This is a genomic window from Pedobacter sp. UBA5917 (genome assembly GCF_002432345.1).
Classification (GTDB): Bacteria; Bacteroidota; Bacteroidia; order Sphingobacteriales; family Sphingobacteriaceae; genus Pedobacter.
This window is the reverse complement of record NZ_DJDT01000205.1, coordinates 1-26095: the sequence shown is the minus strand read 5'-3', so window position 1 is coordinate 26095 and position 26095 is coordinate 1. Positions and strand designations below refer to the sequence as shown.

Annotated in this window: 26 protein-coding genes; 19 read left to right on the top strand and 7 right to left on the bottom strand. The window is 39.0% G+C overall.

Annotation, left to right across the window (positions count from 1 at the left end):
• Positions 1–77 precede the first annotated feature (77 nt).
• The 4 genes from B2V92_RS13610 (at position 78) to B2V92_RS13595 (ending at position 5330) form a co-directional block, all read left to right on the top strand.
• Positions 78–218: a Sec-independent protein translocase subunit TatA/TatB gene (locus B2V92_RS13610; RefSeq protein ID WP_293308978.1), complete on the top strand. Its 141-nt coding sequence runs from the start codon at positions 78–80 to the stop codon at positions 216–218.
• Positions 219–277: 59 nt separating this feature from the next.
• Positions 278–478 carry a hypothetical protein gene (locus tag B2V92_RS13605; protein WP_293308975.1) on the top strand — a complete coding sequence of 67 codons (201 nt, stop codon included), beginning with the start codon at positions 278–280 and terminating at the stop codon, positions 476–478.
• 347 nt (positions 479–825) lie between these two features.
• Positions 826–4317, top strand: a complete 3492-nt coding sequence (locus tag B2V92_RS13600) for a PKD domain-containing protein (RefSeq protein WP_293308973.1) — start codon at positions 826–828, stop codon at positions 4315–4317.
• A 2-nt stretch (positions 4318–4319) separates the two neighbouring features.
• Complete coding sequence (locus tag B2V92_RS13595; RefSeq protein WP_293308971.1) at positions 4320–5330, top strand: PorP/SprF family type IX secretion system membrane protein; 1011 nt, start codon at positions 4320–4322, stop codon at positions 5328–5330.
• 297 nt (positions 5331–5627) lie between these two features.
• Here the strand turns inward: B2V92_RS13595 and rpoN are convergent, their stop codons facing one another.
• Complete coding sequence (gene rpoN / locus B2V92_RS13590) at positions 5628–7100, bottom strand: RNA polymerase factor sigma-54 (protein ID WP_293308968.1); 1473 nt, start codon at positions 7098–7100, stop codon at positions 5628–5630.
• A gap of 167 nt (positions 7101–7267) precedes the next feature.
• On the opposite strand from rpoN, the gene mscL reads away from it, so the two are divergent.
• A complete protein-coding gene (gene mscL / locus B2V92_RS13585) occupies positions 7268–7657 on the top strand; it encodes a large-conductance mechanosensitive channel protein MscL (RefSeq protein ID WP_293308966.1) in 390 nt (129 codons plus the stop codon).
• Positions 7658–7762: 105 nt separating this feature from the next.
• Here the strand turns inward: mscL and B2V92_RS13580 are convergent, their stop codons facing one another.
• Positions 7763–8635, bottom strand: a complete 873-nt coding sequence (locus tag B2V92_RS13580; protein ID WP_293308964.1) for a ChaN family lipoprotein — start codon at positions 8633–8635, stop codon at positions 7763–7765.
• A gap of 130 nt (positions 8636–8765) precedes the next feature.
• Here B2V92_RS13580 and B2V92_RS13575 point away from each other — a divergent pair, with 130 nt between their 5' ends.
• The 9 genes from B2V92_RS13575 (at position 8766) to tsaB (ending at position 14374) form a co-directional block, all read left to right on the top strand.
• Positions 8766–9530 carry a LiaF transmembrane domain-containing protein gene (locus B2V92_RS13575; protein WP_293308961.1) on the top strand — a complete coding sequence of 255 codons (765 nt, stop codon included), beginning with the start codon at positions 8766–8768 and terminating at the stop codon, positions 9528–9530.
• Between the two features lie 23 nt (positions 9531–9553).
• Positions 9554–9901 (top strand): DUF4288 domain-containing protein, encoded by a 348-nt coding sequence (locus B2V92_RS13570; protein ID WP_293308958.1) that lies wholly within the window; start codon positions 9554–9556, stop codon positions 9899–9901.
• Positions 9891–10952: a sensor histidine kinase gene (locus B2V92_RS13565; RefSeq protein ID WP_293308955.1), complete on the top strand. Its 1062-nt coding sequence runs from the start codon at positions 9891–9893 to the stop codon at positions 10950–10952. Before B2V92_RS13570 ends, B2V92_RS13565 begins: the two co-directional genes overlap by 11 nt.
• Positions 10930–11664 carry a LytR/AlgR family response regulator transcription factor gene (locus B2V92_RS13560; RefSeq protein ID WP_293308953.1) on the top strand — a complete coding sequence of 245 codons (735 nt, stop codon included), beginning with the start codon at positions 10930–10932 and terminating at the stop codon, positions 11662–11664. The genes B2V92_RS13565 and B2V92_RS13560 overlap by 23 nt, the downstream gene beginning before the upstream one ends.
• 20 nt (positions 11665–11684) lie before the next feature.
• The gene (locus B2V92_RS13555) at positions 11685–12206 is read left to right on the top strand and encodes a hypothetical protein (protein ID WP_293308950.1); all 522 of its coding nucleotides are present in this window, start codon (positions 11685–11687) and stop codon (positions 12204–12206) included.
• A 249-nt stretch (positions 12207–12455) separates the two neighbouring features.
• On the top strand, positions 12456–12614 hold the full coding sequence (gene rpmH, locus B2V92_RS13550; RefSeq protein WP_010601723.1) for a 50S ribosomal protein L34: 159 nt from the start codon (positions 12456–12458) through the stop codon (positions 12612–12614).
• 67 nt (positions 12615–12681) lie between these two features.
• Positions 12682–13080 (top strand): ribonuclease P protein component, encoded by a 399-nt coding sequence (locus tag B2V92_RS13545; protein ID WP_293308938.1) that lies wholly within the window; start codon positions 12682–12684, stop codon positions 13078–13080.
• Positions 13064–13294: a membrane protein insertion efficiency factor YidD gene (yidD, locus tag B2V92_RS13540; protein ID WP_293308936.1), complete on the top strand. Its 231-nt coding sequence runs from the start codon at positions 13064–13066 to the stop codon at positions 13292–13294. Before B2V92_RS13545 ends, yidD begins: the two co-directional genes overlap by 17 nt.
• Before the next feature lie 384 nt (positions 13295–13678).
• Positions 13679–14374, top strand: a complete 696-nt coding sequence (gene tsaB, locus B2V92_RS13535; RefSeq protein WP_293308934.1) for a tRNA (adenosine(37)-N6)-threonylcarbamoyltransferase complex dimerization subunit type 1 TsaB — start codon at positions 13679–13681, stop codon at positions 14372–14374.
• A 2-nt stretch (positions 14375–14376) separates the two neighbouring features.
• Here tsaB and B2V92_RS13530 read toward each other — a convergent pair whose 3' ends face one another.
• Positions 14377–15789 carry a DUF5723 family protein gene (locus B2V92_RS13530; RefSeq protein ID WP_293308932.1) on the bottom strand — a complete coding sequence of 471 codons (1413 nt, stop codon included), beginning with the start codon at positions 15787–15789 and terminating at the stop codon, positions 14377–14379.
• 28 nt (positions 15790–15817) lie between these two features.
• The gene (locus B2V92_RS13525) at positions 15818–17386 is read right to left on the bottom strand and encodes a hypothetical protein (protein WP_293308930.1); all 1569 of its coding nucleotides are present in this window, start codon (positions 17384–17386) and stop codon (positions 15818–15820) included.
• 90 nt (positions 17387–17476) lie between these two features.
• Here B2V92_RS13525 and B2V92_RS13520 point away from each other — a divergent pair, with 90 nt between their 5' ends.
• The 3 genes from B2V92_RS13520 (at position 17477) to B2V92_RS13510 (ending at position 21231) form a co-directional block, all read left to right on the top strand.
• Positions 17477–17863, top strand: a complete 387-nt coding sequence (locus tag B2V92_RS13520) for a DUF423 domain-containing protein (protein ID WP_113948270.1) — start codon at positions 17477–17479, stop codon at positions 17861–17863.
• A complete protein-coding gene (gene priA, locus B2V92_RS13515; protein WP_293308925.1) occupies positions 17863–20343 on the top strand; it encodes a replication restart helicase PriA in 2481 nt (826 codons plus the stop codon). The genes B2V92_RS13520 and priA overlap by 1 nt, the downstream gene beginning before the upstream one ends.
• A 231-nt stretch (positions 20344–20574) precedes the next feature.
• A complete protein-coding gene (locus B2V92_RS13510) occupies positions 20575–21231 on the top strand; it encodes a protein-L-isoaspartate(D-aspartate) O-methyltransferase (protein WP_293308922.1) in 657 nt (218 codons plus the stop codon).
• Between the two features lie 74 nt (positions 21232–21305).
• Here B2V92_RS13510 and smpB read toward each other — a convergent pair whose 3' ends face one another.
• Positions 21306–21755, bottom strand: coding sequence for an SsrA-binding protein (gene smpB, locus B2V92_RS13505; RefSeq protein ID WP_293308919.1), 450 nt, complete (start codon positions 21753–21755; stop codon positions 21306–21308).
• A 570-nt stretch (positions 21756–22325) separates the two neighbouring features.
• Between smpB and B2V92_RS13500 the strand changes: the two genes are divergently transcribed.
• Positions 22326–22808: a TlpA family protein disulfide reductase gene (locus tag B2V92_RS13500; RefSeq protein WP_293308916.1), complete on the top strand. Its 483-nt coding sequence runs from the start codon at positions 22326–22328 to the stop codon at positions 22806–22808.
• Positions 22809–22881: 73 nt separating this feature from the next.
• On the opposite strand, the gene B2V92_RS13495 is transcribed toward B2V92_RS13500, so the two are convergent.
• Complete coding sequence (locus tag B2V92_RS13495; RefSeq protein ID WP_293308913.1) at positions 22882–24747, bottom strand: Nramp family divalent metal transporter; 1866 nt, start codon at positions 24745–24747, stop codon at positions 22882–22884.
• Entirely contained in the window at positions 24734–25396 is a 663-nt protein-coding gene (locus tag B2V92_RS13490; RefSeq protein ID WP_293308911.1) for a metal-dependent transcriptional regulator, read from the bottom strand. Before B2V92_RS13490 ends, B2V92_RS13495 begins: the two co-directional genes overlap by 14 nt.
• Before the next feature lie 127 nt (positions 25397–25523).
• On the opposite strand from B2V92_RS13490, the gene B2V92_RS13485 reads away from it, so the two are divergent.
• Positions 25524–25994, top strand: a complete 471-nt coding sequence (locus B2V92_RS13485) for an Lrp/AsnC family transcriptional regulator (RefSeq protein ID WP_025142637.1) — start codon at positions 25524–25526, stop codon at positions 25992–25994.
• Positions 25995–26095: the final 101 nt, after the last annotated feature.

The following is a 26095-nucleotide window of genomic DNA, read 5'->3' as shown; positions in this document are numbered from 1 at the left end:
CGATTAACCAGTTTATACAGTTAACCAATTAACCGTTTAATCACAATTAACGTATATTTACAAAAAATGATGTCAATATGTCTGCAATAGAAATTATTTTAATCGGTGTGGTGATCCTGCTTATTTTTGGTGGTAAAAAACTGCCCGAATTAATGCGCGGGATAGGGCGGAGTGTAAAAGAATTTAAAGAAGGAAAAAACGAACCTCCCGCTAAATAATAACGCTTTCTAAAACTTTCCTTTGTGGGTATTGTTTTTAATTTAAAATAATTCTCAAAATGGAAAATCAAGAACAAGCCAAATCTAATTTCAGTAAAGAAAATGCAAAACATCCAGAGCAGGGTTTAAATAACTGGAACGATCGTTTGGATGAAAATCTGGAACCGGAAGATCATAATAATGGCACGGCCGATGAAAAAGCGAAAGATTTTTCTGAAAAATACGGCAGTGGCGATCAATCTGATAAAAACAACAACTGAATATTTATTCTTTAATTGACTTAAACTAGTTTCATATAATAGTGCTTTTTATTTCTGTTCAGGTAATGGAAAATCGCTGGATGCTATAATTTTTTAGAAAAGAACAGCTGATGCTGAACTGGTTCGTGCCCTTCTTGATAGTTTTTGTGGTGATGTAAGCTATTGTCTCATAGGGATAAAACATCCTTATTCCAATTTTTTTACACCAACCCTGTAATTTATTACATAAAACGTAGTTTTTTGCTTTAAAAAAATGTTAATTTTTTTTCATGTGGTTTGATTAATAGTATATTGCATATCTAATCAAACAAACATGTGTAACGTTTTCGAACTAAACTAATAGGTTAATGGGTAGGCATTGGTTATTGGTTTTACTGTTTTCTTTGTTGTTTACCAAGCTATTTGGCCAGAATGTTTCTAATGAAGGGACTGATTTTTGGACAACCTTTCCTACGCACGTACCTGCCGGGGCAACTAATGGTGTAGTACCTTATGGGAATATCGCCATTTTCGTAACTTCAAAAGCAACTTCCGAAGCAACTGTAACCTGTGGCAGTGCACCACCTGTTACCAAAATTATACCCGCAAATACTGCCGTTAGATTTGATGTGCCAAGGGCCGACGCCTATATTGATAAGGCAACCGATGCAAACCGTGTTTTAACAAACAAGGGCATACATATCAAAGTTACAGATGGCAAGCCAAAGGTTTCTGTTTATGCCCATATTTATGGAAAAGCACGATCGGCCGCTTCCCTGATCTTACCATTTGAAACCCTGGGACAGACTTATTATTCGATGAATTTTACCCAGACAAACGGGGGAAATAATTTCCTGACATTGGTTGGGGTAGAAGATAATACCGATGTAATCCTGCATGAAAAAAACGGGAATAAAATACCCATTACTTTAAGTAAAGCAGGTGATGTTTACGAGTACCTTGCACCCGGAAATGAAGATTTAACCGGTGTTTATGTTGAAATCGATGGAACAACATCATCTTGCAAGCGTTTTGCGGCTTTTTCTGGTTCTTCGGCATTGGGGATTGTATGTAATTCCTCCCAAGATCCTTTATTCCAGCAGCTTTACCCAACAAACAGCTGGGGTAAAAATTATGGTGTTGTACCTTTTATAAACCGGAGATATATTTTACGGATACTGGCACAGGAGGATAATACAAGTGTAACCTACAATGGTATTACACAAACGATTAATAAAGGGGCATTTATCGAAAGCGGATTATTAACCGGTTCTACTTATATCACTGCCAATAAACTGATCAGTGTGGCAGAATACGCACTTTCTCAAGATTGTTCTTCAGTAAGTGGCGGATCTGTTATCGGCGATCCGGAAATGGTGATTTTGAACCCGATTGAATTTAATATTAGAGGGGTTACCGTATTCTCTTCCGACCTGGAGGCCATCCGTAATAAGTATATAAATGTGCTGATCAAAACAGATAAAATCCAGGGATTTAGATACAACGGTGTAGCTCCAACCAGCGCTTGGACAGTTTTAAGTGATAATCCACTTTATTCGTATACCCAAATCCCTGTTAATCAGGAAAGTGTTACGCTCACAGCTGCCGATGGCTTTAATGCCATTGCTTATGGTTTTGGCGATCACGAATCTTATGCTTATTCGGCAGGTACAAATTTATCATCAAACAATTACCTCAGCGTTTATAACACTTCGAGAAACGAAGAGGGGCAAAATGGCTGTGTGGGCGAAAATTATAATATTAAGATCTCTGTCCCTTATCAGCCTAACCGGATCAGTTGGTCGCTCGATAACGAAGCTGCTATTCTTCAAAATCCTCCTGTGTTATTAGAAACCAATACCTTACCTGATGGAACTAAAGTATACACTTATGAATCACCCTACTCCAAAACTTATACAACAAAAGGTAAACATAGTTTGGATGTAATAGCTTACCTGCCAAATGTATCTGCATGCGTATCGGGAGATTTGGTAACAAACTACAATTTTGAAATTTACGATCTCCCCACGGCCAAATTTGATCCGTTGATTGGCTGTAGTGGTACAGGTGTTAAATTTACCGACAAAAGTGTTTCAAATTCTGATCTGGCTATCACAAAATGGCTTTGGGATTTTGGCGATGGAAGTGCTCCTTCTACCGAACAGCATCCTGTACATACCTATGCAAAAGCAGGCGAATACTTTGTAAGGTTAACCGCTAGCACTGAATATAATTGCACTAATACCTCAGATCCGGTAAAAATTATCATAAACCCTTTACCGCTCGTTGATTTTGACATTAATGGGGTTTGTACCAGTTCGCCAACGCTGTTAACCGATAAATCTACAATAGAAACCCCGGGAAAGATGGTGAAATGGACCTGGGACTATGGTGATGGAAGCCCTGTTGTAACATCCGACAATAATGTTGTTCCTCCAAATCAGTATACTACCGCAGGCCCTTATACCATTACCTTAACTGTAGAGAGTGATAATAAGTGTATCGGCGTAAAAACTAAAGATATCAAAGTTTATGATCCCCTGAAAGATATTGATTTTATACTGCCCGATTTCTGCCTGGATGATGGCGTGGCAAAATTTAAAAATACAACCTTAAATCCTGACGGAACGACTACGGGTTTATCTGCACAATGGACTTATAGTTTAAATAATGTGGTTATTGGTTCATCTTCAGGTTTTGATGGCGCATTTTCGCCCACTGCAACAGGAGATTATACCGTTAATTTAACCGTTAAAAACCAGTACGGATGCAACAAATCTTCTTCTAAAACATTTACGGTCAATGGTGCGGTTAAAGAAGCGAAGTTTTTGATTGTAAAAAACAATGTATGCGTTAATGATGAAATCATCATCAGAAACCAGTCTAATACTTTTGCAGGAAAGATTACCAAAATTGTGATTTACAGAGACAATGATAATGAAACCAGTATTTATAAAACCATCCCTTACCCTGATGAGAGCGATATTGTGATAAAATACAATAGTTTTGGTGGTAATGCCAATCACAGCCCTAATATCAGGCTGGTTGCTTATTCGGGCGAGAGCTGTTTTAAAGAAGATATACAGCAGGTTACCGTAAGGCCGATGCCGCAGTTATTATTTGATGATATGTCTGCCGTTTGCGAAGCGGATGGAACAGTACTCATTACGCAGGCAAAACAGAAGGCCGGAGCGGAAATGACAGGCCCGGCGGGAGTGTATTCTGGTGATGGCATGAAAGCCGATGGTACCTTTAATCCTAAAATTGCAGGCCCCGGGCCGCATACCATTACTTATACTTTTACACCTGATAATGGTTGCCCAAACTCGATCAGTAAAGAAATATTTGTGAATAAATCGCCGTTGGCAGATGCGGGTACACTGGTTTACCTACTGGCGGGGGGGCAGATCGAAATTCCGGCAGCTGCAGAGGGAAACAATTTAAAATACGAATGGACCCCTGCAACCGGACTTAATAAAACTAATGTGCTTAGGCCCACCGCCTCGCCCGATGAAGATACAAAGTATACATTAACCGTAACTACGCAGCCCGAAGGTTGTACAGCTACATCAACCGTATTGGTAAAAGTGCTGCAGGCATTAAATCCACCCAATACCTTTTCGCCAAATGGTGACAATGTAAACGATACCTGGATCATAAAATACCTGGATTCTTATCCAAATGCCACTGTTGATGTATTTAACAGAAATGGTCTTAAAGTATTTTCGAGCAAAGGGTACAGGATTCCATTCGATGGAACCTATCGGAACGAGCCACTGCCGGTTGGGGTTTATTACTACATTATCAACCCTCAGAACGGCCGTAAAACTATAACAGGACCTCTCACCATAATCAGATAATATTGAAGAAGCTCATTACCATATTTTCTATTTTTGTAACTTTTAGTGGTTTTGCGCAACAGAAACCACAGTATACGCAATACATTTTTAACCAGTATCTGTTAAATCCGGCACTTTCAGGTATCGAGAATTATGTTGATTTTAAGGCTGGTTACCGTAAACAATGGTCGGGCATTACCGACGCACCCCAAACTTCATTTGTATCTGCACATTGGGCATTGGGCGATAAGGAGTTATGGAGTAATGCACTTACATCTTTTCCCGAACAAACCGGTAATCCGATGGATCGGAACTATACGCAGAATTACACTTCATCGCCATCGCACCACGGAATGGGGGTAACGGCAGTATTGGATAAAACAGGCCCGATTAAAAGGCTGGATGCCAATGTTACTTATGCCTATCATTTACAGTTGAATAACGACTTCAATTTATCAGCTGGGGTTGCAGCAGGGATTTCGAGTATCTCGCTGGATTTAAATGCCCTTACTTTTGATACGCAGATCGATCCGATCCTGAACAGGGCGTTGATTAATCAGGTAAAACCCGATTTAAGCCTGGGCTTATGGTTGTATGGTGCACGGCTATTTGCCGGTTTATCGGTACAGCAGATTTTGCCCCAGAAATTAAGCTTTTCGGGCGACGAAAATTATAATCTTGGTAAAGAAGTGCCGCATTATTTTGCCACTGCAGGATATAAGTTCTATGTTGATGAGGATGTTGCAGCTATACCGTCGGTTATGGTTAAATATGTTTCGCCGGCACCCGTTTCTTTCGATTTAAATCTAAAACTGGCCTTTAAAGATAAAGTTTGGCTGGGCGGAAGCTATCGCAAAGATGATTCTTTTGCGGCAATGGCAGGTTTTAATATCGGTAAAATGGTTAACCTTACTTATTCTTACGATTTTACTACCTCTCAATTAAAACAGGTAAGCAGCGGAAGCCACGAAATTGTACTCGGCTTAATGCTGAACAATATTTATAAAGTACCGTCGTATATCCGGATATGGTAGTTTAATTGGTATATGCAAAGAAGTCAAGCTGATTTTTTTAGCCTGATAGATGCTAGTGTTCTATAAATACCCCGTTCAAATTGATCGTCATGCTGAATTTATTTTATTAGCCGTTTTTATTGTTTTCAAAGGTCTAATAGCTACTTCGTGGTCAGCATCCTTCCTGCTATATAGACCCTGAAATAAATTCAGGGTGACGACTAGATTTTAGAGTCGCTTGAGAAAATATTTTAAAGCTGTATTAATTGTCGAACTTAAGTTTTTAAAGAAACAGTTAACTGAAAACTGCCAACTGAATTAAAGTTCTTTTCTTAACCTCGCAACCGGAATATTCATCTGCTCACGGTATTTTGCAACAGTTCTGCGGGCGATATTGTAACCTCTTTCCTTTAAAATTTCGGTCAGTTTTTCGTCTGCCAAAGGTTTGCGTTTATCTTCATTGCCAATGCAATCTTCCAATATTTTCTTAACCTCTTTATTCGAAACCTCTTCGCCATTTTCCGTCTGGATAGCTTCCGAGAAGAAAGATTTTAAAAGGAAAGTGCCAAATTCGGTCTGTACATATTTAGAGTTTGCCACCCTCGATACGGTAGAAATATCCATATCGATTTTATCGGCAATATCTTTTAAGATCATTGGGCGCATTTTACGCTCATCGGCCGTTAAAAAATACTCGTATTGGTATTGCATAATCGCATTCATTGTTTTTAGCAATGTTTGCTGACGTTGTTTAATCGCATCGATAAACCAACGCGCCGAATCTAATTTCTGTTTTACAAACTGAACGGCTTCCTTAAGTTTTTTATCTTTTGAAGAGGCTTTATCGTAATGCTCGAACATTTCCTGGTAAGACCTGCTTACCTTTAATTCGGGTGCATTTTTTGAGTTTAATGTTAAAATAAGTACACCATCGTTATTGCTGATATGAAAATCAGGAATAATCTGCATCTGTTTCGTGGTTACCTGGTTTGCATCACCCGGTTTCGGGTTTAAGCGCAAAATTTCATTCACCACTTCTTTCAGTTCCTCACTATCAAGACCCAAACTTTTCTCTAATTTATCGTAGTGTTTACGTGTAAATTCGTCGAGGTAGTTTTCTACTACATTTATAGCCTTAATAATGATTGGATTATGGACATCCTTCCTTTTTAACTGGATCAACAAACATTCTTTCAGGTCTCTGGCGCCAATGCCCGGAGGATCAAAACTTTGGATCAGTTTTAACATTTCCAGTACATCTTCTTCCTCAACCATCACATTCTGCGAGAAAGCGAGGTCATCGATCATCGAACCCAGCGGACGGCGTAAATAACCATCATCATCCAAACTGCCTATAATCTGTTTGCCTACTATAAAATCCTGATCGGATAGGGGCGTAAGATCTAATTGTTCCTGTAAACTTTCGAAAAAGGTACTTTCGATGGCTATGGGAGTCTCTTTTTTCTCCTCGTCATCGTCGCCATTGTTGTAATTGGTGCTGTAATCGTTGGCCGAATCGTCCTGTAAATAATCATCTACATTAAATTCGTCCATACTGGTATCTTCCGATGACTGTTCGTAGTCGTCCGTTTTGTCGTTTAAATCGTCGTACTCACTTTTCGGCTCGTCCTGCGTCATTAAACTCGGATCTTCAAGAGCGGGGTTTTCTTCCAGTTCTTCCTTTATACGCGTATCTAAAGCAACAGTTGGCACCTGTAACAGCTTGATAAACTGTATTTGTTGTGGTGATAACTTCTGTAATAACTTTTGTTGTAGATGTTGCTTTAGCATATTAAATATAAAAGAATGGGGCAAAAATAAACAATAGATTTCAGATATTCTCTGCAATTCATCTAAATGCTATCGATATGTCCGGTTTTTAAAATTATTTCCTAAACATTTGTATTGAGTTTAATGTTTGCTATTTTAGTAAATAAATAGAACTAAACTTATAAAGTATGGGATTTGTAAAAGAATTTAAAGATTTCGCAGTTAAGGGAAATGTGCTTGACCTGGCTGTCGGTGTAATCATTGGTGCAGCATTCGGAAAGATTGTAAGCTCATTGGTTGAAGACATTATTACGCCTGCGGTTTTAGGACCGGCATTAAAGGCAGCTGGTTTAGAAGACTTAAGTAAACTGACCATTGCGGGTACAGCCATTAAGTACGGTAACTTCCTATCGCAGGTAATTTCATTTATTATTGTTGCATTTGTACTCTTTTTGATCATTAAGGGAGCAAATAACCTAAAGAAAAAAGAAATAGCTGCTCCGGCTGCGCCACCTGCACCTACAAAAGAAGAAGTGCTTTTAACAGAAATCAGGGATTTATTAAAAGCAAAAGCATAAAACCAAAGCTCCGCAGAATAGTCCCATCTGCGGAGCTTTTTTATTTAATAAAGACCCTGAAATAAATTCAGGGTGGTGGTCGCTTTAGAAATAATCGAACTAAGATTAATAACTCCTTTTTACCAATGGGTCGGTAATAATTACATAATCGCCAAGATTTCTGAACTTTTCCCAATCCGGGCTGGCAAAACTTTTGTCTGAAAATGATGAAATGTTAAGTATTTTTAACCTTGGGTTGGCCTGTGCCAGTTTGGCCAGTGTGCCCAGTTTTTCATCACTATGGAAACGGCCATTAAGCTGTAAAACCTTTATGCCTTTATTTGCTTTCACAAATTTGTTGATAGACCATGCCATGGTCGCATCCCAAAGGTTTTGGGTCTGGTAAATCTTCATCGATCCCATACTGTGGCCACCCAGCGTTTCTGTAAATTTCTCATAATACCTTCCCTGCGCGGTATCAATAGGTGTTGGGGGTAAAAAATTGAATGAGGTTTTAGGGAAATTTTCTAAGGCTTTTAATCCGCCCATTGTAACTGCATTGCTGTATCGGGTGGCTGCATTGGCGGCAATAACTTTTATGCTGTTGGCCCTGGCATATTCTACCAGGGGTTTATAATCTTTATAATTTCCCCAGGCCCGGCCTTCTTTAATAAAGTTTTTTTCCGAAATCAGCCCTGCCAAATATTCGTCTACCTCCGGTTGTACATCGGTATGGAACATTTCCATCGATAAAGCGGTTTTTCGCGGATATGCGGTACTGAGTTTTTTAAAAATTTCGGCTTCCAGGTAATGCCCTATCGAATCGTTATGGTCTTCGCCAAAAAATAACACATCTGCCGTGGCCATATCACTGATAATATCGTCTACAGAAATGTTCTTTTGCTTTTTTACGTCGTAAATTTTGTAATGGCTGCTTATTTCCTGCGCATACAGTGCCGTAGAAATGCTGAAGCCAATCATTAATAGGAAAAATTTCATGGCTTCAAAATAACAAAATAATTTTCACCGATAAAATAATGCCGCTTACCGCCATTTTGCCATTTCCTGCGCTATATATATATTATGGTTGGATGCTTATCAATACTTTTGGATTATTAATTTACACACAATGGATAACCTTAATCATAACAATAATAATAACCGGAACAATAGCTCCAGGGCATTGAGCGGTTTCATCATAGCAATTATAGGATTTGGACTCTTGTTAAATAACATGCACTTAAATATTCCAAACTGGATATTAAGCTGGTCTAATTTTTTAATCTTAATAGGAGTATTTATCGGCATTCGTCGTAACTTTAAGGGAGTAGCCTGGCTGATCCTGATTTTGATCGGCGCTTATAACACCCTGGATAATATACCCGATCTGAATTTCGACCCATCCAAATACGCTTTAGGTATAGGTTTAGTCATCGTTGGAGGCTTTTTGATATTCAGACCGAAAGATTCGGAGCTTTCTTTTCTGAAAAGTAAAGCCCGTAAAAAGGCCAAATTTGATTTTGACGGAACTAAAAGCGATAAAACGGCAAATAATAACGATATTATTGATGTAATGGCTGTTTTTGGCGGAAGTACACAAACAGTTTATTCAAAAAACTTTCAGGGGGGGGATATTTCGGCGGTATTTGGCGGAGCGGATATCATCATGACCCAGGCCGACTTCCCCGAAACGGTATCGCTTGATGTAACGGCGGTTTTTGGTGGGATTAAACTGATCGTGCCACAGAACTGGGCCATAAAATCGAACGTAACTGCCCTGTTTGGCAGTGTAGAAGATAAAAGATCGCACGTAATGCCGGTGTCGGAAATGACAAAAACACTGGTTTTGGATGGTACAGCATTATTTGGGGGGATCGAGATTAAAAGTTTCTAAACATTTATTATAAAACATCGCCTATGAAATGGTTTGCAGTAAATTGTATCTATCAGGTAATTTGTGGTGAGGGGAAACATAGCCCCCAGTTTAATGAGCAAACACGCCTGATACAGGCAGATGATATTGCGCAGGCCCTGGAAAAGGCAAAATTGAATGCCGTACATTTTAACCAGCCATTTAATAACTGTATTGGCGATAAGGTGGTATGGAAGTTTTTAGGTGTAGGGGGAATATCGGAGGTAGAAGAGCCTGCCGATGGTGTGGAAGTAAGTTCGAAGATTGTTGAACCGAAATCGGTTGATAAATACCTCGAAAAGCTCGAGCACCGCAATAAATCATTAACTAATCAAAACCGTTTTGACAACTAGACCTTTATCCGTTCCACAGATACAGAAAACATCGCTTGCACTCGCAATCGTTTGGACTGCAATATGTGGTGTTGGATTACATTATGTGGTAAATTTTTCGTGGTGGATATCCGTAACCGATAGCCTGGTCAATAATTTTTTATTGGCGCTTGCCTGTATTGCGATAAGCAATATGCTTGGGTATTATCAGCCTAAAAACGAGCGTATCCTTTATGTGCTCATCATTACGCTGGCACTTACCTTTGTAATTATTTATATCGCAAAATATGGCATGCTCCTTATTTTTGCTGATTATAAGGCTTATAAGGATTTCTATAATTTCTCTTTTGCTTTCCGCGGCCTGATCTCTTTTATGTGCCTGGGATGGTGTGCATTGGCCAATATTTTATGGTACAGGCTCGAAGAGCAATCAGAAACACACGAAAGGCTTACAGCGGCAAAAAGTTTGGCCAAAGAAGCAGAGCTGAATAAATTAAGGCACCAGCTCCAGCCGCACTTTCTCTTTAACAGTTTAAATTCGGTGTTTGCACTTACCATGGTAAACCCGAAAGAAGCAGGGGTGATGATTACCAAACTGGCTTCTTTCCTCCGCGGAACCTTAAAACGCGACGATGAATTATGGGTTTCGGTAGAAGAAGAAATGGAATATATCCAATTGTACCTTGATATAGAAAAGGTGAGGTTTAGCCATAGGTTGAACATAGAGGTAAACGTAGCTGAAGATACCCTAAAACTCTGCCTGCCGGGAACCTTATTGCAGCCTATTGTAGAAAATGCCATAAAATTCGGACTGTATAATACGTCTGCCGGCATTACCATCAAAATTGATGTTACCGTTGAATATAATATTTTAAAGCTGCGTGTACAAAACCCTTTCGATCCGGAAATGAAAGCGGCCGGTGGTACAGGATTTGGTTTAAGTGCCATTAAACGAAGGTTATATCTGTTATTTGCAAATACCCATTTATTACAAACCGATATTGAGGCAAATAATTTATATATTACCACCCTAAAAATTCCACAAAAAAATGATCAGAACAATACTAATTGACGATGAGCCTTTAGCAAGAGATATTGTAAAATTTTATCTTTCCGATCATGCAGAAATAGAAATTGTGGCCGAATGCGGCGATGGATTTGAAGGTTTAAAAGCAATTACGCTGCACAAGCCTGATCTGGTTTTTCTGGATATCCAGATGCCCAAAATCAGCGGTTTCGAAATGCTCGAACTGGTTGAAGATAAACCTGCAGTAATTTTTACCACCGCCTTTGATGAGTATGCCATAAAAGCATTCGAGGTTAATGCTGTAGATTATCTGCTTAAACCGATCGATAAATCGCGTTTCGATGCTGCGATTAAAAAATTGCCGAATAAATTAAACCAGACAGAAAATACGGAAGCTGTTTTAGATGCTGCGGCATTAAGTCCGGCTCAAAACAATAGGGTAGTGGTAAAAAAAGATGGCGTAATCAAGATCATTCCGGTTGCCGATATCAATTACCTCGAAGCTGATGATGATTATGTGAAATTAAGCACTGTTGATGGCGTATTTTTCAAAAATAAAACCATGGCCTATTTCGAACAGACGCTCGATGCCGGTCAGTTTATCCGTATACACCGTTCGTACATCATTAACCTGGCGCAGGTAACCAAAATAGAGTTAAAGGAAAAAGATAGTTACGTAGTGCTGTTAAAATCTGATATCTGGCTGCCCGTAAGTAAAACAGGTTATGTAAAACTGAAAGCAGCTTTGGGTCTTTAAGATTTAAAATTAATAACACAGTGAAAGAAGGATTAATAGAATTTGCAACAAAATGGCATGAGGGGCAAAAGCGGAAATATACATTAGAGCCTTATGTAAACCATTGCATAGAAGTTGCTGAACTGGCAGAGGCCAATAATATTCCGTTTGGATACGAAATAGGTTTGTTTCATGATTTATTAGAGGATACATTGTGTACGATCTCAGATTTGAGCTCTCTGTTGGCATCAAGATATTCTGCTTACGAGGCCGATTTTATTATTAACGGTGTTGTAGCATTAACCGATATTTACGTTCCTGCCAATTTCCCTAGTTTAAACAGGGGAAAAAGAAAGGTTTTGGAAGCAGAAAGATTAGCTGGTATATTACCAACCTATCAGAGCGTTAAATATTGCGATTTGATCAATAATACAGCATCCATTGTTGAGCGCGATCCAAGTTTTGCAGTTGCCTATTTGGCTGAAAAAAAATACATTCTTAGTATAATGAACAAAGGAAATGCAGACTTATACCAGGCCGCACTTGGTATTGTTGATTTATAGACATGCCGTTCCGTAGGAACGCCTCATGGGTAGAAAAAATACGGATAAGTATTTTTTCGTTCCATCGGAACGGATCATGGGTTGCCGTTGGAGAAAAAACAATATGTAAATGGCCCATTTGCCCTGTTTTTCAAAAGATTTTTTACATTTGCATTTAAATAGAAAAAATAATAATTGATCACTCTTGCATTTGTAGAGAAATCGCTTTATATTTGCACCTCTTAATTTTACAATAGATAATATACAGTCATGAAAAGAACATACCAACCTTCGCAAAGAAAGAGAAGAAACAAACACGGCTTCCGCGAAAGAATGGCAACAGCTAACGGCAGACGAGTATTAGCATCACGTCGTGCTAAAGGAAGAAAAAGATTAACAGTTTCTGACGAACGCAAGCATAAAGCATAATTTTTGATTGCTTTTCCGTTAACCCGGAATTGGCAGATCAGAATCTGCAGTTATCAATCAAAAATATATGTACACATTCAGGAAAGAAGAACGGTTATGCAGCAGGAAACATTTAGACCTGTTGTTTAAAAACGGTTCTTCTTTTTTATTATACCCATTTCGGGTTTCCTACCTCTTTATTGATGAAGCAGCCGATGTACAGGCGCAGGTAGTCATCAATGTTCCTAAAAAGAGGTATAAAAGGGCGGTTGACCGTAACCTGCTCAAACGCCGCATCCGCGAGGCTTACCGACTAAACAAACAAGATAAATTATATCTTCCATTGCCTACAGATCGTGGATTGCTTTTGTTTTCCATCCAGTTCGTTGGTAAGGATAAATATGAGTTTGCTTTTATAGAAAAAAAACTGATCGCTACCTTTAAGCGTTTCCAAAATTTAATCCAGCCCAATGAAGTTGATCAATAAAATATTCGGCTGGTTCTTTTTAGGCCTGATCAAAATTTATCAATATGCCATTTCACCTATGCTAGGTGCTAACTGCCGTTTTACTCCAACCTGCTCGCAATATGGAATAGAAGCAATTAGGAAGCATGGTCCGTTTAAAGGTGGGTGGTTAGCGTTAAAACGTATTGGTCGCTGCCATCCCTGGGGTGCACACGGGCACGATCCGGTTCCTTAATGGTTTATTAGTTCACTGGCCATTGGTTCATTGGTAAACTGAAAACTGATTATTGTTTAATTGCAGGATTGTTAAATTGTTAACTGCAAATTGCCAACTGTAAACTGGTTATTTGATTATTGATTAATGCGACCGTCATCTCGATCGGAACGCAGTGGAGTAGAGAGATCTATCTCGAGACAGATTTAGCTTCGCTGAGCCTTCGGGTTCTCGACTACGTTTCACTCCGCTCGAAATGACGGTAACTTAGGGGAGTTAAGCACAGAAACACCTTTTTCAACAATATCGATTTTATGCGATAAATTATTCCTTAGGATGACACAGCGTAAATGGGTAACCGACTTTGGACTTCTGACTGCCGACTAAAATCTATATCTTTGCCCCATGGCTAGAATACTTCAAATAGAAACCGCTACGGCCATCTGTTCTGTAGCATTATCTGTTAACGGCGAAACAATTTCTTTTAAAGAGGAGCAGGGGCAAAACCTGCATGCTGCAAATTTAACCCTGTTTATTGATGAGGTGGTTAAAAACGCAGGATTAAGCTATCAGGAATTAGATGCCATCGCTGTAAGTAAGGGGCCGGGATCTTACACAGGCTTGCGGATTGGTGTTTCTACTGCAAAAGGACTTTGTTATGCCCTGGATAAGCCATTAATCGCTATCGAAACATTGGAAATGATGGCTGCAGGTTTTCTATCAGAAAATGCGGCTTATTCAGGTTTAATCTGTCCGATGATCGATGCCCGCAGAATGGAGGTTTATACTTCGGTTTTTGACGCTCAATTAAATATATTACTGCCAACCGAAGCTAAAATTATCGACGAAACAAGTTTTGCTGATCTTCTATCGCAGCAAACAATCACCTTTTTAGGCGATGGTGCGGCTAAATGTGCTGATGTTTTAACACAGCAGCATGCCCGATTCGATAATGCCAATTTCAATTCTGCACCCTACATGTCTAAATTGGCCAACCTGGCCTTCACGAATGCTAATTTTGAAGATGTAGCTTATTTCGAACCTTTTTACCTGAAAGATTTTGTGGTTACGCAATCCAAAAAACAACAGGCACAGGGTTAGGCTTATTTTCTTTTAAATATAGAAAACAGGCTTTTAAAGAAACTGCCACCATCACCTTTATCGTTTATGCCTGGTATTACATCTGCAAACTGAGGATGGTTAACCACATTGCCAAATTTAATGCCCACACCCATGTAAAAAGAAGCACCATTGGGGCCGCTGCCTATTGTTGCATCACTTTTAATCATTCCAGCAGTTTGAAAACTCGTTGCTACCAGGTTGTCGGTTCCTAAAAACAGCTCAAAATTTGGCGTCTGATATTTACCCTGTAGTCCAAGCATAAAAACACCATTCAGGTTATATAGCGGTGTTAAACTTCCTGATAGGTTGTTTGATATAAAAGTATTTACAAAAGCAATGTCGCCACCTTTATAAAACAGGTTTTTTGAAACAGCCACTGCCGGTTTGTAAAAACCGTAACGTTTAGAGAGGTATACATCCAGTTTGGCATTGGTTGGCGCCAAAAACTTTTTAGGTTGTTGCGCAAGCAGGAAAATGTCTTTTATTTCCTGGTTGGTGTTCGATTGGTTATGTTCTAAATCATCGATTACTTTAGTCTGATTTATGGTGGTACGCTGCGTATTACTCCGCCACCAGATAAAACCCAGATCTTTAACATTGGCCATCATAAATAAGCCTCTTTTTGTGGTATAATTTGTTCCGAAGCCAAATGATAATCCCGGGTTTTTAAAATTGGGGAAGAAGTTTTTCTTATCTACCTCGTTAAAATCCGAAAAATTTGCCGAATAAGTACCTGCAAGTCCGATCAGCATGGCCGATGCAGTGGGATCGATATAAAGGTATGAATCACTGATATCCAGTTTGTTGTATAAAATACCGCTTAATAAACTGGCTTTTAAACCAAAGGCAAGTCTTTTGTTCCAGTTTTCGCGGTAAGTAAAGCTAAACTGATGGTAACTTTGCTCATATCCCTTGGTATCAAATATGCCATAATATTGTTGTCCTTTATTAAAACGTTCGAAAGAATCGAAAATGGCCAAAGTTTCATTTGTATAATCGATGTGTGCATCCGATCTGATCTGCCACGAAAAACCCATTTCCTTTTGATACTTGTACGATTTAAAAAGACGAAACGTAGCCACATAAACATTACTGTTTTCGAAGAAATGGTTAATTTCTCCCGTTCCAAGCGGTATGCCAAGCGTATTATAGGTACCTTCCTGGGTAAGCCTGCGTATGATATATTTAGAACTTCCTTTATTGATAGCATTTACCCCGAAATAAGGCAGGAAAAAATTGGAAGAAAATTTCCGTGATGAATCAAGCGTGAAAGATTTCTGTGATGGATTTTCAAAGGCATCGAACATTGTTTTTGTACCAAAAAGGGCATATTGTTGAGCATTTGCAACCCCGAAGCTGGCCAAAGCCAGTAACGCAAGTAAAAGTTTCTTCATGTAAATTGTTTGCTGGACTGATTTCTTATTAACGGTTACTTAACGAATCTGGTATTTCTGGTTTTAAATATTTGTTTAAAAGCAAGTTAGTGATAAACTTGTTCCGCTCTGCACTCATCTGATAATAAAAAGTATCGAAATTTTTTAAACCGCTATCGGCCCTTAAATGTTTGTAAAAACCCAGTTGCACATTATTCCTTAAAATATCTGCCGAGTTTTTGGTGTTGATGTAGTAACTCACATTAGAAGTAGTCGAAATCTGGTTAACTGCATCCAAATATTGTGGCGTTTGGATCAAAAGCCGGTTGTTCTTATAGTCGTTTAAAAATGATTGTACCGTACTCGCATTATTGGCCACAATTAAATTGTTATCTACTATGGCGTAATATGGCCGACCAAACTTTTTAAAAGGTTCGCCGAAATAACTGTAAAGGATATCCGATGCTTTAAAAAGTTTAATGTCATCATTATAATCTGCACTTACATCAAGTAAAAGCTGTTTTACCTTTTCGCCGTTCGACAATGAAATTGCCCCCAGTTTTTCGGTTGTACTCAATTGGAAAAGAATGAACTGATTTTTGGTATAAGCCGCGAATATTGCGTTCAGATCTGTTCTGTATTCGTCTTTTATTTTTTTGATAACTGCAGTTGTTTTGTCTATTAATTTTGTCTGTTCCTGCCAGTTATTTAATTTTTTTAACCATTTGGCATAGTCATCATACGCATAGAGCGCATAATTCGCAGTATTATCGGGCAATATATTCTGGATTGTTGTGTTTTGTGCAGCTGTATTCTCGAACAGTTTAAGGTAGTTTTGCTGATCTTTTAATTCGGTGTTTCCGTTAAAAAGGATTTTTTCCTTACTGAAATTGTAGTTCAGTACCGCAAAACTGTTCTGTTTATTGAAAATGGCAATTTCTCCGTTTATATTTCCGGCAATAATATTTTTAAGTAACAACGGTGCCTGATTGAAATTGATATATACATGCGCCAATACATTTTTGATCTGCCGGTTATTCTCTTTGATGTATTCGGTAAAAGGATTTTCGGTTAAACGCACATTGGCATCATTAATCAGTTTTAATGAAGTAGAAACGGTTAACACCTGACCATGAACACCAAGATAAACTGATAAACTATCATTTAATTTAACAGTATAAAGTTCTTTTGAATTTTCGGTGATTGATGTTTTTGTTTTTAAAGCCCCGTAAAATTTTTTAATGTCGTTATCCGGTTGGATCTGTAAAGTAATCAGGAAATTTAAGCTTTTGTTCGAGTCGGGGAGTACGCTGATGTATACCTGTTGATCTTTGAGGTATTTATTGAGCAGGTTATCATCAATAATGTCTGATTTTAACTGCCGTAACAGGTTCATCTTATCTTTCCCTAAAACCTGTTGGATAAGCTGTTGACCTTCCATGATATCGTAAAATCCCTTATCGTTCTGGAAAGAAAATACCAGTGCCGCATTATTGGTTGCCGATTGCAGCGCCAGATCTTTCGCATCATTCTCATTACCCAATTTCGAAAAATAGAGGTAGGCCATAAAGGCCACGCCCAAAAATAATGCACCTGTTAGAATTACGATTTTTTTCATCTGCTGTGCAACAAATTTAATTTATTACATTGATTAGTGAGAAGTTCTTTGTCAATTTATTAATTTAGCGATTGCTACTAGCAGATAATTATGAATAAACGAATAATCCTTACCGCTTCTTTTTTTGGTGCTGTTGCTGTTTTGCTGGGTGCTTTTGGTGCCCATGGCTTAAAAGCTTTAATCGATGGGCCATCACTGGAAATCTGGCAAAAAGGTGTTGATTATCAGTTCTATCATACCTTCGCATTATTGTACCTTTCTACTTTTGCCCGTTACCGTAACAAGTTGATCAATATTGCTTATTTCTGCTTTACATTTGGCATTATCCTTTTTTCGGGTTCGCTGTATTTATTGGCTACACGGAGTATATCACATCTTGGTTTTACCGAATTTATCGGTCCGTTAACTCCTATCGGTGGACTTTTGCTAGTGTTGGGATGGATAATGCTCTTTTTTGCTGCATTTAAAGATAAGTAATGAACAGTTTCGAAAACGATATTTTTGCAGAAAGAGAAACACTTTTTGTTGAAGTTATTTTGCCATTATCTTTGGCGAAAAACTATACTTATCGTGTGCCTTTTGACCTGAATGATCAGATTGCCATCGGGAAACGTGTGGTGGTGCAGTTTGGAAAACACCGCATTTATACTGCTTTAATCAGCGGAATTACCAAACAGCCTCCAACAGTTTACGAAGCGAAATACATCATCGATGTTGTAGATGCTGAGCCTGTAATTACACCTATGCAGCTTAAATTCTGGAGTTGGATGACAAACTATTACATGTGCAACGAGGGCGATGTAATGGCCGCTGCATTACCCGCAAGTTTAAAACTGGCGAGCGAAACCATCCTGATCCTCCGTGAAGATTATAGCGAAGACACCGAACTCACTGAAAAGGAAGAAATCATCGTTAATGCGCTGAAACAGCAGCAGAAGCTTACGGTTAATGATGTTTCTAAACTTCTTGGACAGAAAACCGTATATCCGATCATCAACCATTTATTGGATAAAGAACTGATTCTGGTCGCCGAAGAGGTGGTGCAGAAGTACAAACCTTTGCTTAAATCGTTCGTAATTTTGAACGATTTTTATACCGAAGAAGAAAATTTAAAACAGTTGTTCAACGTGCTCGATAAAGCACCAAAACAACTGGATGCCTTATTGGGATATTTAAAGCTGCAAAAATCAAATCTCCCGATTTCTAAAGAACAGCTATTAGAAGCAAGCAATTGTGGACCTGCTGCATTAAAAGCCTTAACCGATAAGGATATTTTTGTGATAATGAAGAGGCCGGTAAGCCGCTTAGCTGCCCATGATGAAGAATTTAGTGTGAATTTTGAACTGAACGAAGGTCAGCAGAAAGCACTGGGCCAGATCAATGAGTATTTTACCGAGAAAGAAGTGGTTTTGCTACATGGTGTTACCGCATCGGGCAAAACGCAGGTATATATTAAACTTATTGAAGAAATTATCCAGAATACAGATGGGCAGGTATTATTCCTCTTGCCCGAAATTGCCTTAACCACACAGATTGTAGAGCGGATTAAACGTTATTTTGGTAATTCCATAGGGGTTTACCATTCTAAATTCAACAATAACGAAAGGGTAGAAATCTGGAACAAAGTGAGAACAGGGGCATATAAGGTAATCCTTGGTGCGCGTTCTGCCGTTTTTCTTCCTTTTCAGCATTTAAAATTAATTGTGGTTGATGAAGAACATGAACCATCTTATAAACAATACGACCCGGCGCCGCGCTACCAGGCTAGGGACGCAGCCATTTATTTAGGCTACCTACATGAGGCAAAAGTGGTTTTAGGCTCGGCAACACCATCTTTAGAAAGTTATTACAATGCTTTACAGGGCAAATACGGTCTTGTAGAAATGAAGGAACGTTTCGGGGGGGTACAATTACCCAATCAACAGGTGGTAAGTATTTCGGAAGAGACCAAGAAAAAAACGATGAGTTCGTATTTTTCGAGCGTACTGATCAAGGATATCGATCTGGCGCTTTCTAAAGGTGAACAGATTGTGCTATTCCAAAATAGGAGAGGCTATGCTACCATCCTAATTTGTGCTACCTGTGGTTATACTCCCAAATGCGTTAATTGCGATGTAAGTTTAACCTACCATAAAAGCAGCGGGAAACTTCATTGCCATTATTGCGGTTACCAGCAGAGCAGTGTTAATATCTGTCCGGCATGTGGCTCGGTGCATGTGGAGCAGAAAGGATTCGGTACCGAACGTATCGAAGAAGAACTCCGTTTGCTTTATCCGGAGGTTACCATTGCCCGTTTGGATATGGACAGTACTCGGACCAAAAACGGACTGCAACAGATTTTAACTGATTTCCAGGAAAAGAAAACAGATATTTTAATAGGGACCCAAATGGTTGCCAAAGGTTTGGACTTCGACAACCTGAACCTGATTGGCGTAATCAATGCCGATACCTTATTGGGATATCCAGATTTCCGTGCTTACGAGCGCAGTTTCCAGTTGCTGGCACAGGTTGCCGGTAGGGCAGGTAGAAGGGCAGATCAGGGAAATGTTTGCATCCAGACTTACGATGCCGAAAACCGCATTATAAAACAGGTGGTGAATAACGATTATGAAGGAATGTACAACGACGAAATTGTAGAGCGCGAAAAATTCCTTTATCCGCCATTTTCGAGAATGATCTTTTTGTACATCAAACATAAAGATTCGCACGTTCTGGATCATGCTGCCTTTACCCTTGCCAATATCCTAAAGGCAAAGTTTGGTAAAAGGGTTTTAGGACCCGAACAGCCATTGGTAAGCCGCGTGAGGAACCTGTATATCAAACAGATCATTATCAAAGCCGATAAACATACTGCCATCCAGAAAGTTAAAGATGCATTAAGGCAAACTTTGACAGAGTTTAATGCAACGAAAGAGTTTAAGGGTATTTTTACGCAGATAGATGTAGATCCGTACTAAAAATGAATGATTGATTGAATGATCCAATGAATGAATGGTAGAATGGAGTAACTACTCTTTAAGTCAAAACTCAAGCATTCAAAATTCATTCATTCAAAATTCAATAATTCCCTGATGTGGATAATGTATCATTCTCTAATTCAGGTAATCATTATTCAATCATTGAAAAATTCTTCCATTCTCCCATTTAGCGTTTGTATCACCGTTTAAGAAACGTTAATTTTGAAGTTCATGGCGTATAAATTTGTTGATAATTACCGGGAACGTGGCGCGAGAAAAAAGCTGGTTGAGCTGTTAAGATCCCGTGGGATTGAAGATGAGAATGTGTTAACAGCAATTGGCAAAGTTCCGCGTCATTTCTTTTTTGACGAAACTTTTTGGAACCAGGCCTATAAGGATATTGCTTTTCCGATAGGCGATGGCCAAACCATATCACAGCCATATACCGTTGCCTACCAAAGCGAACTGCTGCATATTAAAAACGGCGATAAAGTACTCGAAATAGGTACTGGTTCGGGCTACCAAACCTGCATTTTGATGGAATTGGGTGCCAGTGTTTTTACCATAGAAAGACAGGAAAATATTTACAACAGAACCATTCAGGTACTACCCGGAATGGGCTACAGGCCTACTTTTTATTGTGGTGATGGATCAAAAGGAATTGCTGCACATGCACCTTACGATAAAATTATTGTTACGGCCGGCGCACCTCTAGTGCCCGAAATTTTATTGAAACAGTTAAAGATTGGTGGTATTCTTGTAATTCCGGTTGGTGACGAGAAAACCCAGAAAATGGTTACTGTTATCCGAGTAAGCGAAACCGATTACGAAAAAATTGTACTGGATACCTTTAGATTTGTGCCGCTAGTGGGCGACCAGGCGTGGTGAGTTTAGTCCCTAGTCTTCAGTCCAGAGTCCCCAGTCGATGTTTTGACTCAGGACTCAAGACTCAGGACTGATGACTATCTCTTCATCGCTCTATCCAACTCCCTCTTCGTATCCCTGTCTTTAATACTATCGCGTTTGTCGAATTCTTTTTTACCCTGTGCCAGGGCGATTTCTATTTTGGCAAAACCTCTTTCGTTGATGAAAATGCGTAAGGGAACAATGGTATAACCTTTTTCTTCACCTTTAAGTTTCAGTTTCCTGATTTCCTTTTTCTGTAATAACAATGCACGGTCGCGCTTAATATCATGGTGGTAAAAAGAGCTGTGCGAATATTCCGAAACATGCAGGTTGCGCACGTAAAGGTTGCCGCCAATAAACATACAGAAAGCATCTGTCATGTTGGCTTTTCCCTGTCTGATCGCTTTTATTTCAGTTCCTAAAAGGGCAATGCCGGCTACGTATTTATCTAGTAAACTGTAGTCGAAATAAGCTCTTTTGTTTTTTATGTTGATGTCGTTTTTCAAAATTTAATAAAGTATATGTTGTTGTAATGTTCGGCAATGGTGTAAAATATACCTGCCGGGTTGCAAATATCCTAAAAATTGGTGTGATAATTTAATTTTAAGCCTTAAAGAAGTCAAGTTTTAATAGCAATGTGCATATTCAAACTTGAATCTTTGATTTATTTGATTTGGAAATGTTTGGTCCGTCGCTTTTGGCTTCTTCAGTCCCGCTTTCCCTCCTGCCAATTTGAAGGAAATTGGCATCCGTTCCAATCGGGTTTATTTAACAGCGGTTGGTGCAATAAACAGGCCGTTCATCCGCCGAAAAACTTTTGTTCAACAAACCCGACAGGAGCGAGCACGCAGTGTAACGAAGTAAAGCGGATGGCGGGGCTGCAGCAGCCATGAAAAACTGACATTCGTTTTCATATTATAATAATTGTTCAGGAGAGAAGTCAAGTTTTTATCGGGCAAATTGCATATCCAAACTTGACTTCTCTTGAACTAAAAATGTTCATCTGTTTGTAAAAGCTAAGGATATATTATTATGTTCGTATTTATTCAATTAAGTTTGGCGATAAAATATCTAAAATGAAATTCAGAAACTTACTTTTAATCTTATTATTAGCCCTTACTTTTCAGGCAAAAGCACAACAGCAACCTACACTGCTACCACAGTTTACTTTTTACCGTTTGGATGGCAAAGCTTTTACAAATACAGATATTAAACAGGGAAAAAAGAATCTGTTTATTTTATTTGATTGTACCTGCGAGCACTGTCAACGCGAAAGCAAAATCCTGAACGCCAATTATGCCAAGTTTAAAGATGTAAATATTTACATGATTACCATGGACGAAGGTTATATCATTCCACAGTTTTTCGATTCTTATGCTAAAGGTTTAAATGCAAAACCTAATGTATTGGTGCTACAGGATAAAAAACGTATGTTTATTCCTACTTTCATGCCAAAACAATACCCATCTATGTACATGTATTCGCCAGCTGGTAAATTATTGTTGTATCAATCAGGCGATGGCGGTGTAAAGAAAATGATGACCGTAGTAGGTAAATAATATATTTTTTTAACCACAGATCTATACCGATAAACATGTTATCTGTGTGGATCCGTGTGCTTCTGTGGTTAAACTAGCGGATAATGAGCACAGGGATATTTACCTTATGTCTAACCGAATCAACCGTGGTGCCGAAAATAAGGTCTTTTAGTCCCTTATGTCCGTGGGCACCCATCACCAAAAGTTCCATTTCGTTTCTGTTACTGATATCGGCTATGGCTTTGCCTGTATTCCCAAAGCCGATAAAAGGCGTCGAATCGTAACCCAAATCTTCCAGATTTGTCCGATATTTTTCCAGGTTTTCAGCGTCGCTTTTAGTTTCGTGATCCATTACATCATTGCCATGGTATCGGGCTGCAGCGGTTTCTACCACATGGATAAGGTAATAGTGGGCATCCTTACCACCCTGTATTAAAGCATGACGGATGGTATTTTTATCATTTTTTGAAAAATCTACCGCGATACCAATGCGTTTATAACTGATCTTATCAATTTTACCGATATCAAGGGCATTTCCATGGGGCACCAACTGCCTCGAGGCGTTCTTTTTCTTCTCTAGTAAAGGATGGAAAAAAACATAAAGTAATAACAGCACAATCAGGATCAAAGCCGGTACAACAATTACATAAATCCACCAGTTGTTGGCCTCTTTTGCCCAGCCACTTATTTCTTCTATCACCAGTTTTACATTCAATGCAATAATGGCTATGGCACTGGCCCAGGCCAAAACCTTTACCCAAAGTTTGATCGCAAAATCTTTCATCAGTTTTTTATCCGATGTAAAGTGGATCAGCGGGATAATGGCGAAACCCAGCTGCAAACTTAAAACCACCTGACTTAAAACCAATAATCCGCCAAGAGCATCGTCGCCATAATGCAAAATGGTGAAAAATGCAGGGATGATGGCCAATAAACGGGTAATTAAGCGGCGTAACCAGGGTTGTATCCTTAAATTGATATGGCCTTCCATAATAATCTGTCCGGCCAAAGTTCCGGTAACGGTAGAGCTTTGTCCGGCGGCAATTAAAGCAATTGCAAATAGGGTTGGGGCAACGCTGCCAAAAATGTTGGAAAGCAGTTTATGTGCATCCTGAATTTCTGCCACTTCGTGCAGTCCGTTTTTATAAAAAGCTGCAGCAGCGAGGATCAGTATGGCCGCGTTCACAAAAAAAGCGAGATTTAGCGCTACTGTAGTATCAATAAGGTTAAATTTTAAAGCTTCTTTTATACCTTTATTGCTCCGTTCTATTTTTCTGGTCTGCACCAAAGAGGAGTGGAGATACAGGTTGTGCGGCATTACGGTGGCCCCAATAATCCCGATGGCAATATAAAGTGCGTCGCCATTTAATATGGAAGGCTCAAATCCCCTTGCAATTTCTTTTAAAGAAGGCTCTACAATAAACATTTCGACCAAAAAGGAAACCCCAACGATAAAAACCATCGAAACGATGAAGCCTTCCATGGCCCTCATGCCCTTATTTAATAGGAAAAGTAGTAAAATGGTGTCGAAAATGGTAATGGAGATGCCCCATATCAATGGTAATTTAAATAAAAGCTGTAAACCGATGGCCATGCCGATAATTTCGGCCAGGTCGCAGGCAATAATAGCCGTTTGTGCCAAAGCGAATAAAGGAACGTTTGCCCAGCGCGGATAGGCCTGTTTTGAGGCCTGTGCCAAATCTAATCCACGCACAATTCCCAAACGGGCACTTAACGATTGTAAAAGCAGTGCAATAAGGTTCGACATCAGTAAAACCCATATCAACTGGTAGCCAAATTTACTGCCACCCGCCAAATCGGTTGCCCAGTTGCCCGGGTCCATGTAACCCACACTGATTAAATAGGCCGGACCGATGAAAGCCAAAATCCTTTTCCAGCCTTTACGTTTATCTGTATTTACGCTTTGATGTACTTCACTTAACGATTCAGTTTTTGCCATTACTGCTGATTAAAATATGTTTTGCAACTTCTCTACTAATATTTACCTGTTTATCGGATAATTTGATTTCTACTGAACCATCGAAATCGGTAACATCACTGATCTGGATTTGTTTGCCCAAAGTAAGCCCCAGCTTTTCTAAATGTTTTAAAAATGCCGAGCTGTGCTGACTAACGCCCGTAATGGTACCCGAATCGCCAACCTTTAATTCGATTAATTTGATAAACTGGGTTTTGGCAAAACGTCCGTTTTTATCTGGAATAGGGTCGCCATGGGGATCTGCCTTTGGAAAACCCAGAAACTCATCCAGTCTTTCGATCAGCTCAACCGATTTAATGTGCTCGAGCTCCTCGGCAACATCATGCACTTCATCCCATTTAAAATTTAATTTATCTACCAAAAAAACTTCCCATAAACGATGTTTGCGTACTATATCTATGGCAGTATTTTTTCCAATCTCTGTTAAAGTTACCCCTTGGTATTTAATATAATCAACCAGACCTTTATCGGCCAACTTCTTGATCATGTCGGTTACAGAGGCAGGTTTTGTCTGCATTTGCTCTGCAATGGCATTGGTTTGAACGTTTGTGGTGCGTTCTGCTAAATGATAAATTGTTTTTAGGTAGTTCTCTTCCGTGTAACTTTGCATTTATGTTTGCCTAATTAAATTTTTAGGTAAATCTAAAAATTTTTATTTAAAATATATATGATAAATTATGTTAAAATTTAGAATATAATTTGGTTATGTTTGTATTCTCAAATACCTTTAACACCCTATGGCATCTGAATTAGATAAAATTGACTTTAAAATCTTAAGAATCCTTCAAGAGAACGGAAGAATTACCAATTTACTTTTGTCCCAAGAAATTGGTTTGTCGCCTGCACCAACTTTAGAGCGTGTACGCAAGCTCGAAATGGCAGGATATATCAAAAGTTACCATGCATTGGTAGATGAAGAAAAACTGGGATTGGGCATTAAAACTTTTATCCAGATCCAACTCGATTTTCATAAAAATAATACCATCCAGATCTTTTTGGATGAAGTAAACCAGATCAAGGAAATTACAGAATGCCACCACGTAACCGGACAGGCAGATTTTCTGTTAAAGGTTTATGTGAAAGATATCAAAGCATACGAACGTTTGATCATGGATAAAATCAGTAAGATCTCTGTGGTGAAAACTTTTCAAACGATGATGATTATGTCTACCACGAAGAAAGAACCGATTGTGCCTTTGGAGTATTAGTATAATTAGTTTACAGCTATTGCTTAATAAACGGTCGTCATTTCGACCGTTTCACTCCCGTAAACAGATTCAAATAAAAGTGTCGTCATCTCGACTGGAAC